We start from the raw sequence: 11951 nt of genomic DNA, 5'->3' as shown, positions 1-11951 counted from the left end.
AGAAGTTAGGTGGGAGTCGTGCTAAAATCAGCGGGGGATTCCCCCCACTGATTAAAGTTTCACTTTATCTTTGTAAATTCATTTTTTCACCATACTCTTTAACAATTTGAATAATGTTTTGAAATGCTCCTACTTTTTCTTTCTTACTATTTAATATTTGTAAATCGTAATTATCATAATAGGTTTCTAGTGATTTTAATTGTGATTCTGAAGCATCTTTTATCGGAACAGTAACATTCAATTCATACTGTTTATACCCTTCCTTTACTTTTTCAGCTGAAATCATTTCACTATCTTTTGCTCCAATTAATTTTTGAACCTTTTCAGGGAAAATCAATTGCAAATAATATTCTTGTTCCTTTGCTAACTTATTATATAGTGATTGTGAAATCGTATAACGTACCGTATAATTTATTTTTTGATCGCCTGCTTTAATATGAAACGCGGTAATCTGCAAATCTTTTTTCGTTACTTCCGTTAAAGGCCCTACTTGTATCTCATCTTCTTTTTGTTCTGGAATCTTTGGAAATATAGCCAAAAGTTTTTCAGTATCTTTTTCGTTCAGCATATACATATCTTTCTTATATTGAATCCATCCTCGGCGATCTTCTCCTCTTAACCATGCATAATATGTTTCTATTTTCCCATCTCTACTAATTTGTATTTCATATTCCGGTTCACCAAAACTACCCGTTACTTCTTGTTTTTCCGCTTTGTTTATAATATCCACCACCAACTCCGCATCCATTTTCTTTAAATTTTTTTCTTCTTTACCTTTTTGTATAACAGTTATTTGTAATGGTTCTTTCACTTCATTCACTGTCTCCTCTACTTGTTTCGATTCCTTCTTTTGCTCGGCTTGACCACACGACGCGAGTAAAATAACACATAAAAACATTAAATATTTCCCTTTCAAATTGATTCTCCTTTTCCAATAAGAAATTCTTATAATCCTCATGCATAAAACAAAAACGTTACATTATATAGAATGAGCTATACTATACACTGAAGGGAGGATTTTACAATGTCCATTAATTTTCATGATGCAAATAATAAGTATACGTATGCAAATCGTAACGCACATATTTCATGGCAGGAAACAATAAACAATATTGTAGATGTACAAAACAAACAAGTAATTGATATAGGTTGTGGTGGAGGCATTTATACGAAAGAACTTGCTCTTATGGGAGCCAAAAATGTTGTTGGGCTTGATTTTTCAAAAGAAATATTACAAGCTGCAAAAGAAAATTGTAATGCCTTCCCAAACACTTCATTCATTCACGGTGATGCGCATAACATTCCATATCCTAACGAATCATTCGACCTTGTCATTTCTCGCGCAGTCATCCATCATTTACAAGATGTTCCTACATTTATACGAGAGGCTTCTCGCATATTAAAAAAGGACGGTACACTTATTTTACAAGACCGAACTATTGAAGATTGTACAATTCCAGGAAATCCTGAACACATTCGTGGATATTTTTTCTCTGTATTTCCAAAACTCATTGAAATAGAATCAAAAAGAAGACCAAAAGCCACTACTATACAGCAAGAATTACAAAAATATTCTCTTCAAGTGTTCCCCATACAAACACAATGGGAAGTACGAAAAACACATGATTCTGTAGAAGCATTGCTGCAAGATTTATCTCCTCGAACCGGACGATCCATTCTATATGAATTAACAGATAATGAACTTTCTCAACTTCTACATCATATCCAAACGGCATTACAAAACGTCTCTCCTATCATCGAAAGAGATCGTTGGACAATTTGGAGCGCGAAAAAATTGTAAGGAAGGAAGCCTCACAAAATAATGTGAGGCTTCCTTCTTTCATAATCTAATTTTGCAACACTCTTGATATCCTCCACTCCTGGCCTGCGCACTTCCACACTTCGGACATACTAAATATCTAGACTGATTTGTCAACAAACTACCTTTTTGAAAGAGTAAAACTTCTGCTTGTTTAAACGAACGCGAATAATATAACCACATAAAACCAATTATAGCAATAATGCCAAATAATACTCCCATCGCAAGCATTTCAGTCACCTCTTTTGGTTTGTTCTTTCCAGCAAGTGGATTGTTGTATTATTCTCTGTAAATTCAAATAATTCCTCCCTTACTCCTATAAATATCGATTTTCTCCATAAACTTTACAATTCTCTATAATGTTTTACAGCATTTTTACAAACAGCATTAACCCTTATATTCTCAGCTATATTTCTACAGGAAAGTGTATTTCCCAAAAAATATGTTGACTTTCTAAAAAAAACATGTGAAAATATTGTCAGAATACTTAAATAAAAATTCATTGACGAGAACGAGTACGTTACAGGGCTGTTCCCCAGAGAGTTGGTATTTTGCTGAAAGCCAATGCTCAGTTCGTAACCGAAAATCATCTCCGAGAAGTAGAACCGAATGCTGAAGTAAGTTCTTACCGGTCGTCCTCCGTTACAAGGAACACGTATCATGTTGTACGTTGTAAGCCGTATACATATAAATATATTTCTACATGTATAAATTAGGGTGGTATCGCGGGTAAATATAACTCGTCCCTTTCTTAAGGGACGAGTTTTTTGTGTTCTTACAATGAATTTACAAAAAAGGAGGCAAAAACAATGAACACTGTATCAAAAAAACATATTTTTTTCACAGGTCTTATGCTATTTTCTTTATTTTTTGGAGCAGGTAATTTAATTTTCCCTCCAATGCTTGGACAAAATGCTGGTGAAAACTTTTGGCCAGCAATGATTGGTTTTTTACTAACAGGAGTCGGCTTACCGCTACTTACTGTTATCGCCATTTCTCTATCAGGAAATGGAATGCAACAACTTGCAAGTCATGTTCACCCATCATTCGGAATATTCTTTACAGTAGTTGTATACATTGCAATCGGTCCATCTATGGGCATCCCACGTGTTGCTAATGTCGCTTATGAAATGGGAGTTAGTTCTTTCTTACCAGAAACTATTCGCTCTAGCAGCCTAGCGCTATTTTTATACACAGTCATCTTCTTTGCTATCGTATTTTGGCTTAGTTTAAATCCTTCTAAACTCGTCGATCGTATCGGAAGCGTATTAACACCTATTTTATTACTCTCTATTTTCTTATTATTCGTTAAGGGTGTATTTACACCCCTCGGGCAATCCGGACCAGCAATGCAAGAGTATCAAATTTCTCCAATTTTCAAAGGTTTTATGGAAGGATACTTAACAATGGATACCATTTCAGCACTTGCATTTGGAATTATCGTTGTAAATGCAATTCGCTCAAAAGGTGTGAATGACCGTAAATCCATTGCCATCGCAACAGCAAAAGCAGGACTTATTGCCGCTACCGGTCTCGTACTTGTATATGGTGCACTTGGCTGGCTCGGTACAACTAGTGTCTCTCTCGGATACGCAACAAATGGCGGACAGCTACTTACCGTTATCGTACAACAATTACTCGGTCCATATGGTTTAATTCTATTATCTCTTATCGTTACACTCGCTTGCTTAACAACATGTATTGGACTTGTATCTGCATGCAGTCAATACTTCTCAACATTATTAACGAAATTTTCATATACAACGTTAGCAAGTGTCATTTGCTCGTTAGGATTATTAGTTGCCAACTTAGGTTTAACAAAAATTATCGCAATCTCTGTTCCTATTTTACTTGTTGTATATCCAATTGCGATTGTACTCGTATTACTATCATTACTTCATAAATATTTCGGTGGATATCGTTCTGTTTATGTAGGTGCGTTAATTGGATCTGCAGTTGTGAGCGTATTTGATGGTTTAAAACAAGGGAATATTCCTGTTTCATCTATCACATCTTATTTCGAGTTTATTCCATTATATAATGAAGGAATTGGCTGGTTAGTACCAGCATTAATTGGGGCTATTATCGGTTTTGCTATCGCAAAATTAAGTGGTGCCAAAGCAGTACCATTAACGGATCATTCACCTGAATCGAAAGTATCATAAAAAAACTCCCATTTCGGGAGTTTTTTACATTTGATAAGAAGTATGATTAAAGCTACTTACTTTATAAGCTTTCGTATAGTAATCAATATTCGTATCCACTGTTTCTACTTTTACAACATCATAGCAATCTTCTTGTTTTACTAGAAATAAATAATATTCTTCTGCCGCCTCAATAATTGCAATACGATCTGTTTCAATATCATATTGTTCACAAAGTGCTTGCAACGCATTCACATAGTTACCTAATTTTTTCGTTTCATCCATTCCAAATATCGTTTGAACTAACATACACTCTCTCCCCTTTGTATGTACTGTTAACACCTTAATGATAACGCTTACATAATTAACCGTCAACAAAAAGCTTTGACCATATATAGCCAAAGCTTCCTTCTTATTTCGTCAATTGGTGTCTAAACGCATAAATAACCGCCTGTGTCCGGTCACTTACATTTAGCTTATTTAATATATTACTCACATGTGTCTTTACTGTTTTAAGGGCAATAAACAACTCATCTGCAATCTCTTGATTACTTTTCCCCTCTGCAATTAATAACAAAATTTCAGACTCTCTTTCTGTTAACTCCTCATGCAAAGGTTGTTCTTTCTTCTGACGCATACGAGACATCATTTTGCCAGTAACTTTCGGCTCTAATACCGTTTCCCCATCATAAGTAGCTCGTACAGCATCTGCAATATCACTCGCTCTTGATGTTTTTAATAAATAACTTGTCGCCCCCGCCTCAATAACAGGATATAACTTTTCATCATCTAAAAAGCTCGTGACAACTACAATTTTCGCTTCTGGCCATTCTTGAATAATAGCACGTGTCGCTTCAACCCCATCCATCTCATCCATAACAAGGTCCATTAAAATAATATCCGGTCTTAATTGCAAAGCTAACTCTGAACCTTTTCTTCCATTTTCAGCTTCTCCAACTACTTCAATATCTGGCTGCGTTGATAAATATGCTGATACACCCATTCGAACCATTTCATGATCATCAACTAATAATACTTTTATCATGATTCTCCCCCTCTCTCAATCATAATCGGTACTTTCACTTCTATTTGCGTACCTTTATTCGGAAAACTAAGAACTTTTAATGTACCACCAATTTCATGAACTCGCTCTTGCATTGACCTTAAACCGTATGAACCAGCCTTATTAACACCAACTTTAAACCCAACACCATCATCAATAATTTTCAAAATCGCATATTGATCAATTTTACGAAGGCGTACTTCGGTTTTCTTTGCCTTCGCATGCCGTAAAGTATTAGACAGCGCCTCTTGTACAATACGGAATAAATGATCCTCTACACCTTTTTTCAATTGAATCGGTTCAATTAACCATTCAATTTTCATATGTTGCTTTCTAGACAGTTCTGTTAATAATTCTTCTATACCCTCTGTTAGTTTCTTACCTTCTAACTGCACTGGGCGTAGATGAAGGAGCAATGCTCTCATTTCTGATTGTGCATTTACAACCATATTTTCAACAAGCTGCAACTGTTTTTGCGTCGTGTCTGGAATTTCAGCTACTTGTTCATTAATGGCTGACATCATCATCGACATTGCAAAAAGCTGCTGACTTACAGAATCATGCAGCTCTCTCGCTAATCGATGCCTTTCCTGAGAAATCGCTTCTTGTCTCATCTCTTCATTCCAATGGGCTCGTTCATTCGTTACTTTTTGAAATAGCCCAGCTTGCTCCTCTAAGCGACGAGCAAGACCAATTACTTTTCGTTCCACTTCATGAAATTCATCATCCGCAGTAAATGAAACATCACTCGGAAAATTCCCTCGCTCTACTTCAAATAGAAAAGTATTTAATCCTTGTATACGCTGCTCTATATAATAACCGATTGCATATCCTACAATTCCTCCGATAAGAAGACTCGTACTTATAATAAACAAGCCAATTGGAACAGAAGCAATGGATTCTTTCCATAGTAAATCATAAACTTGTTGCTCGCTTTTCCATACATATACAATTGTACAAATAAGTGCGATACTCACAGAGGACAACATAGAATAACGAATATACATCCACGAAATATTCCTTTGTTTTTTCATTATACTTTCCTCACTTCCGTATCGCCTACGACAAGCGAAGAAATAATTTTAATACGACGAGGGGCTTCTTTATACTGTTCTGTTCTAAACGTAACATTACGGTTAAATCCAGTTTCTTCATGTCCTGGCAGGAGCACTCGCCCAACAATAACAGAATGATTTAAAGACAATTCAATATCATATGGTACATATAAACGAATATTACCAATGACGCCCCGAATAACAATAACCGTTTCCCCCTCTGGAATCATAGCAGTTGTTAAATCAATCTCGACGTCACAAGCACCATATTGGACGTTAATATCCTCTATTTCATAAATATGATCCATCATTCGTACATTACCTACAAACATATTTTTCATATACGGTTCTGTACGATATATTTGTTTTTCTTCATCTATATATCCCTTTTCTTTAATTTCAACTTTCATTGCTTTTTGCTGATGTCCTTGTTGAATAAGTTGATAACCAATTAAAGCTAAACAAGCAAACACAACAAGTACGAATGCTGCTGATGAAAATAAGAAGAATAAGAATACAATACCACCGACAAATAAAAATACATTCCCTCTTACATAACGATTCTTCTTTCGATAATGTCTTCCAAACATAATCATAATAAATGCAAATATTAGACCACCTGGTTCAAAATGTCCAAGTATCATATCAAGAAAAAGACCGAATCCAAATATGATGAGGAGCATCCCCATAAATTGTGTTTTTGAAAAGTGCTTCTTCATTTCAGCTCCCCCCCTCTTTGTCACATATACATAGAAGAAAAGGCATTGCTTTCCAACACCTTTTCTCCTATCACTATATCATAAGCCTGTTTTATTATATACTACAATTATTTTGTTACTTCTTTCGTTAACGATACTTCATTTTTCTCTTTCATTTCACGCTCTAGTTTTGCAATTTTCATATCAAATGTATCACGCTCATGCTCTTCATTTATACGAAGCTCTATGTCACGAATGTGATCTTCAATTTCTTCGAATCGTAAGAACGGATTATTTTCATCCATTTTATGAATAGCAGTATTCATACGGCGGTTTGCATGCGCCATATTTTCACGTGCCATTAATTCCATACGCTTTGCGTTCATTTCTTTTAATTTATTTTTCATTTCTGAAAGACGACGCTCTAACTCATCAATTTGCTCTACAACACCAGCATACATTTCTTCTAAGCGAGTTACTTGCCCTTCATAATACGCTACTTCTTCTAATGCACGTTCATGCAATTGTAATTCGCCTGCTTCTTGTGCGATGATAGCTTGCTTTGATCTTTTATTAACAAAATAACGTGCTTGCTCAAGCTCACGAGCGAAGTTAGATTTTAATGTTTTATGACGCTGAATTAACTTCTCAATTTTTGTTATTTCACGCTCACTATCACGTAAATATTGGTTTAACATAGCAATTGGATTTTTTCTTTCTTTCTCATCTAACACATTATGAAAATCAGCTAAAATTGCATCGCGTACACGTCCGAATAAAGATTGTTTCATTATAATCTTCCTCTCTTCTACTTTATAATTTGATTTGATTTATTTTATATTAGTTTTTCATTAACTTGTTCCACTCATCTTCAAAGTTGCTATATGGTTTAGAACTTTCTGGAGCAGAATCAACAACTACATTTTTTTCTTTTTTCCACTCACGGTATCCGTAGTATAAAACTACTAATGCTGCGATACCGATTAATGCTGGGGAATGAGAAAGTGCAATGGACAAACCGATTAAACCAACAATACCCCAAGCTAACTTTCCAAAAAATGATTTAGCTCGCACAAATGATTTATAGCTCCAGTACACAACTCCTGCTCCGATTGCGAATCCTACAATACCAGCAAGACTACCAAGAGCAATTAAAGCCAAAATACCGGCCGCGATAAACGCTAGAAATTGTTTCATCTTGTGCTTGCCTCCCTTCGATTTGATACTCTTATCTTAACTATTTTTTCATTTTTTCATAACGAGCTTAAGAACCGTTTTTAACTCAGACTTAAGACTGAGTTCCATTCAGCCTTTTGTAAAAATATAAGGAAAGATAGGATAACTCACTCTTTTATCGCACATAAAAAGCCGTACAGAGAATATTCTCTGTACGGCTTTTTGTTGCTACGAATAAAATTCATATTTAATTATGCTGTTTTATGATACTCTTTCTTTTCCGCCACTTTAGAAAACCTCGGGAAACCAATTAATATAGAAATGATTCCACATACGCCAACTAAAATTGGATAGAATGCATACGGTAACAATTCAATTGGAGATAACGCTGCAAATCCTGCTGCTGTTAGCATTTGAGCACCATATGGGATTAATCCTTGTATACAGCAAGAGAAAAGATCTAGTACACTAGCTGATTTACGTGGATCAATTTCATATTGATCCGCAATGTTCTTCGCAAGCGAACCTGTAAAAATGATAGAGATTGTATTATTTGCTGTACAGATATTCGTCATACTCACTAAACCAGCAATGCCGAACTCTGCTCCTTTTTTCGAACGAATATTACGTGTTAAAAGATTCATTAAATATTGAATACCACCATTATACTGAATAAGCTCAACCATACCACCGATTAAAATGGCAAGTAATACTAATTCCATCATACTGCCCATTCCAGTCGTTACACTTTTAAAGAAACTCTCTAACGTATAACTTCCATCTATAAGACCGATAACACCAGATAGTACAGTTCCACCAGTTAATACAATGAGTACATTCCAGCCAAGTAATGCTGTAACAAGTACACCTGCATATGGTAATATCTTCACCCAATCAAATGTTTGAGCTTTAATTTCTGTATCACTTCCTAAAGTAACCATTACTAATAGTACAATTGTAATGATTGCAGCTGGCAATACAATTAAAAAGTTCGTTTTAAACTTATCTTTCATTTCTGTTCCTTGCGACCTTACAGCTGCAATTGTTGTATCAGAAATAAATGATAAATTATCACCAAACATCGCTCCGCCCACAACAGTAGCCATCGTTAGTGCAATTGAAATATCAGTTTGCCCACTAATACCTACAGCAATTGGCGCTAATGCAGCAATAGTTCCCATTGAGGTTCCCATCGCTAATGAAATAAATGCCCCTATAACAAAAATTCCAGCAACGATAAATCCTTGTGGTAAAATAGATAACGCTAAATTAACAGTTGAATCCACTCCGCCCATTCCTTTTGCTGTTTCAGAAAACGCCCCTGCAAGTACAAAAATCAAAACCATGATCATAATATCAGGGTTTCCTGCACCTTTAGCAAATCGTTCTACTTTCACATTAAAACTTTCTTTACGATTCATCGCTAATGCGATTCCTACTGCAATTGAAATCGCTACAAGTATCGGTAATTTATAGAAATCACCTGTAATAATTCCAGAACCAATAAATAGCGCCAAAAATATTCCAAGTGGTAATAACGCTAAACCATTTCCTCTCGTTTCTTTCAAAGTATCATCTCTCCCTAGTTTTCAACCTTTTCTAATGAACAACAAAAGACCTCTTCCAACGAGAAGAGGTCTTATACATCTATAAGAAACACTCTTCTCATCTTTCAAGCACATGCTTGCTGGATTTGGCACAGCACTCTGAAATCGAGTCCGCTGCCGAGGCATCGTAGGGCCAGTCCCTCCGCCTCTCTTTATAAGAAGGTTTCATATTTATTTTTAAATAATAATTTCTTTCCTAACTTTACTCGCTTACAAAACAAAAGTCAATTATTTTTTGTATAGATTTTTTTGGTAATTATACAAAAAGGTGAATAAACCAATCATTTCAACTTTTTAATTTCTTTATCCAATATTGAGATCCAATAAAATTTTCTATTTTTTATCGTCGCGATAATCCATTTTGTTGTATTCCATGCTAACTCATATTCTTCCTTTGTAACTTCACCAATTTTGTAAGCTTCCTCTAACTCGTCTTCATCCAGTACATAGACCTCACCGTTCGGTAACAATACTACATCTAAATATAAATCATCAAAATAAGGTAAACCACGATCGTCTATTTTAAATTCTTTCGTCACATCGATATAATATTGCACTAATTGTTTTTGATTGTCTAACATAGCTGTAATTGCAAAGTTTTTGCCGTTTATAAAATATTGCATCCATGTATACCCATCACCTGCAATGCAAAGCTCTTTACTATTGTATTCTTTATAACTAGGCTCTCTCACCTTTTTTATATCCAATATTCCTAACATACCTGCTTCAACTTGTTTTACTGTGTATGTCTTCTCTATTAATCGCTTCCACGTAGAACCATCACCGTACTTACGTTTCATAACTTTCTCTCCTCTTCTACATACAGAAAAGCTCTCACATAATATGTGAGAGCTTTTCAAATCCTAATTAAGCCGCTTGACCCTTTTCAGATATCTCTTTTAAATAGGCTTGTCCTTTTTCAGCGTCATATTGACCTTCCCACTTAGACATAACTACAGCCGCTAAAGAGTTACCTACAACGTTAACTGCTGTACGAGCCATATCTAGAATACGGTCAATACCTGCAATAAACGCTAAACCTTCAGCTGGAATACCTACTGTACCAAGTGTCGCTAATAATACAACGAATGATACGCCCGGTACACCCGCGATACCTTTTGATGTAACCATTAATACAAGTAATAATGTAATTTGTTCCGTAATGGATAAATCAATACCGTACATTTGCGCTAAGAAAATTGCTGCAATTGCTTGATATAAAGTTGATCCATCTAAGTTAAATGAATAACCTGTCGGAATAACGAAAGATGTAATTGCTTTCGGGCAACCAAATTTCTCCATTTTCTCCATGATTTTCGGTAAAACTGTTTCTGAACTTGCTGTAGAGTACGCTAAGATCAGCTCGTCTTTTAAAATCTTAAAGAATTGGAAAATGTTAATTCCAAATATTTTCGCTGTAAGTCCTAATACAACTACAACGAAGAAGATCATTGCTCCGTATACTACAATGAGTAATTTTCCTAATGGAATTAATGAAGAAAGACCAAATGTAGAAACTGTAACACCAATTAATGCGAATACACCAAATGGTGCAAATTTCATAACTTGGTTCGTAACGTAAAACATGGCGTCTGCTACACCTTGGAAAAATTGTAGGACTGGTTTACCACGCTCACCAATTGCTGCTACACCTAAACCAAATAATACTGAGAAGAAGATAATAGCAAGCATATCACCTTCAGCTAATGATTTCATAATGTTCGTCGGAACAATATTTACAAATGTATCCGCAAACGAATGACTTTGTACTTGCTCTGTTGTTTCTGCATATTTAGAAATATCCGTTTTTGTTAATTTTTCCATATCAACGCCTTTTCCAGGTTGGAAAATGTTCGCTATTAATAGACCAACAACAATTGCAATTGTTGTAATAATTTCAAAGTAAAGAATTGTTTTTCCGCCTAGTCGACCTAACTTCTTAACATCGCCAACACCAGCAACCCCAACAACAATACTCGCTACAACAATCGGCACAACGATCATTTTAATTAATCGGATGAAAATATCGCCAATTGGTTGTAAGTACTTCGCAACTGCTGGATTATCAAAGAAAATCGCACCAACTGCAATACCTAGTGCAAGACCAATTAATATTTGCCATGCAAGTCCTATTCTTTTCATACTTGTTGTAACCCCCTCTTCGATGTGTCACTCTATCTCTCATTCTATCTCTATAAAACATGAAATTAAGAGTATTACATATTATTCGACAATTCACTACATTTTGTCCCTGTTAAAAATCATAAATCAAAAATTAAAATCTGACAACAAAATAAGTTTGCCCGAACGCAAATAATTTTCTTGACAAAAACAAACCTCATGTCAGAAAACCTCACATGAGATCGATTCCTCACTAGTGATTTATAGG

Annotated in this window: 13 protein-coding genes, 1 riboswitch and 1 other annotated feature; of the genes, 2 read left to right on the top strand and 11 right to left on the bottom strand. The window is 35.2% G+C overall.

The features are described from left to right. Positions 1 to 64 precede the first annotated feature (64 nt). Positions 65 to 916: a hypothetical protein gene (locus V7038_RS14835; protein WP_199661126.1), complete on the bottom strand. Its 852-nt coding sequence runs from the start codon at positions 914 to 916 to the stop codon at positions 65 to 67. A 108-nt stretch (positions 917 to 1024) separates the two neighbouring features. Here V7038_RS14835 and V7038_RS14830 point away from each other — a divergent pair, with 108 nt between their 5' ends. After that, the gene (locus V7038_RS14830; protein WP_335470672.1) at positions 1025 to 1801 is read left to right on the top strand and encodes a class I SAM-dependent methyltransferase; all 777 of its coding nucleotides are present in this window, start codon (positions 1025 to 1027) and stop codon (positions 1799 to 1801) included. 39 nt (positions 1802 to 1840) lie between these two features. Here the strand turns inward: V7038_RS14830 and V7038_RS14825 are convergent, their stop codons facing one another. Continuing rightward, the gene (locus tag V7038_RS14825; protein WP_000880630.1) at positions 1841 to 2050 is read right to left on the bottom strand and encodes a hypothetical protein; all 210 of its coding nucleotides are present in this window, start codon (positions 2048 to 2050) and stop codon (positions 1841 to 1843) included. Between the two features lie 262 nt (positions 2051 to 2312). After that, positions 2313 to 2570: a binding site (T-box leader), on the top strand. Positions 2571 to 2628: 58 nt separating this feature from the next. Here V7038_RS14825 and brnQ3 point away from each other — a divergent pair. After that, a complete protein-coding gene (gene brnQ3, locus V7038_RS14820) occupies positions 2629 to 3984 on the top strand; it encodes a branched-chain amino acid transport system II carrier protein BrnQ3 (RefSeq protein ID WP_335470669.1) in 1356 nt (451 codons plus the stop codon). A gap of 24 nt (positions 3985 to 4008) precedes the next feature. On the opposite strand, the gene V7038_RS14815 is transcribed toward brnQ3, so the two are convergent. From V7038_RS14815 to gltP, 9 genes are all read right to left on the bottom strand, one after another. Then, positions 4009 to 4365, bottom strand: a complete 357-nt coding sequence (locus tag V7038_RS14815) for a DUF3992 domain-containing protein (RefSeq protein ID WP_335470667.1) — start codon at positions 4363 to 4365, stop codon at positions 4009 to 4011. A gap of 10 nt (positions 4366 to 4375) precedes the next feature. Next, positions 4376 to 5008, bottom strand: coding sequence for a response regulator (locus tag V7038_RS14810; RefSeq protein WP_000598709.1), 633 nt, complete (start codon positions 5006 to 5008; stop codon positions 4376 to 4378). Beyond that, positions 5005 to 6060, bottom strand: coding sequence for a sensor histidine kinase (locus tag V7038_RS14805; RefSeq protein WP_002202645.1), 1056 nt, complete (start codon positions 6058 to 6060; stop codon positions 5005 to 5007). Before V7038_RS14805 ends, V7038_RS14810 begins: the two co-directional genes overlap by 4 nt. After that, positions 6060 to 6800, bottom strand: a complete 741-nt coding sequence (gene liaF / locus V7038_RS14800; RefSeq protein ID WP_335470663.1) for a cell wall-active antibiotics response protein LiaF — start codon at positions 6798 to 6800, stop codon at positions 6060 to 6062. Before liaF ends, V7038_RS14805 begins: the two co-directional genes overlap by 1 nt. Positions 6801 to 6907: 107 nt before the next feature. Then, positions 6908 to 7570, bottom strand: a complete 663-nt coding sequence (locus tag V7038_RS14795; RefSeq protein ID WP_000814140.1) for a PspA/IM30 family protein — start codon at positions 7568 to 7570, stop codon at positions 6908 to 6910. Positions 7571 to 7619: 49 nt separating this feature from the next. Further along, positions 7620 to 7976 carry a hypothetical protein gene (locus tag V7038_RS14790; RefSeq protein WP_000808645.1) on the bottom strand — a complete coding sequence of 119 codons (357 nt, stop codon included), beginning with the start codon at positions 7974 to 7976 and terminating at the stop codon, positions 7620 to 7622. Between the two features lie 230 nt (positions 7977 to 8206). Further along, a complete protein-coding gene (locus tag V7038_RS14785) occupies positions 8207 to 9523 on the bottom strand; it encodes a Na+/H+ antiporter NhaC family protein (protein ID WP_335470661.1) in 1317 nt (438 codons plus the stop codon). A gap of 94 nt (positions 9524 to 9617) precedes the next feature. Further along, positions 9618 to 9723, bottom strand: a riboswitch (SAM riboswitch). Between the two features lie 120 nt (positions 9724 to 9843). Continuing rightward, positions 9844 to 10362: a DUF402 domain-containing protein gene (locus V7038_RS14780; RefSeq protein WP_070169942.1), complete on the bottom strand. Its 519-nt coding sequence runs from the start codon at positions 10360 to 10362 to the stop codon at positions 9844 to 9846. Positions 10363 to 10429: 67 nt separating this feature from the next. Next, a complete protein-coding gene (gltP, locus tag V7038_RS14775; RefSeq protein WP_002202649.1) occupies positions 10430 to 11704 on the bottom strand; it encodes a glutamate/aspartate:proton symporter GltP in 1275 nt (424 codons plus the stop codon). Positions 11705 to 11951: the final 247 nt, after the last annotated feature.

The sequence above is a fragment of the Bacillus sp. JJ783 genome (genome assembly GCF_036963225.1).
Classification (GTDB): Bacteria; Bacillota; Bacilli; order Bacillales; family Bacillaceae_G; genus Bacillus_A; species Bacillus_A cereus_U.
This window is presented reverse-complemented; position numbering and strand designations above follow the sequence as displayed.

What these genes read in the sequence shown, in the direction of transcription:
- V7038_RS14830 (WP_335470672.1), top strand. Translation starts at nt 1,025, where the DNA reads ATGTCCATTAATTTTCATGATGCAAATAATAAGTATACGTATGCAAAT.
- V7038_RS14825 (WP_000880630.1), bottom strand. Translation starts at nt 2,050, where the DNA reads ATGCTTGCGATGGGAGTATTATTTGGCATTATTGCTATAATTGGTTTT.
- brnQ3 (WP_335470669.1), top strand. Translation starts at nt 2,629, where the DNA reads ATGAACACTGTATCAAAAAAACATATTTTTTTCACAGGTCTTATGCTA.
- V7038_RS14810 (WP_000598709.1), bottom strand. Translation starts at nt 5,008, where the DNA reads ATGATAAAAGTATTATTAGTTGATGATCATGAAATGGTTCGAATGGGT.
- V7038_RS14805 (WP_002202645.1), bottom strand. Translation starts at nt 6,060, where the DNA reads ATGAAAAAACAAAGGAATATTTCGTGGATGTATATTCGTTATTCTATG.
- liaF (WP_335470663.1), bottom strand. Translation starts at nt 6,800, where the DNA reads ATGAAGAAGCACTTTTCAAAAACACAATTTATGGGGATGCTCCTCATC.
- V7038_RS14795 (WP_000814140.1), bottom strand. Translation starts at nt 7,570, where the DNA reads ATGAAACAATCTTTATTCGGACGTGTACGCGATGCAATTTTAGCTGAT.
- V7038_RS14790 (WP_000808645.1), bottom strand. Translation starts at nt 7,976, where the DNA reads ATGAAACAATTTCTAGCGTTTATCGCGGCCGGTATTTTGGCTTTAATT.
- V7038_RS14780 (WP_070169942.1), bottom strand. Translation starts at nt 10,362, where the DNA reads ATGAAACGTAAGTACGGTGATGGTTCTACGTGGAAGCGATTAATAGAG.
- gltP (WP_002202649.1), bottom strand. Translation starts at nt 11,704, where the DNA reads ATGAAAAGAATAGGACTTGCATGGCAAATATTAATTGGTCTTGCACTA.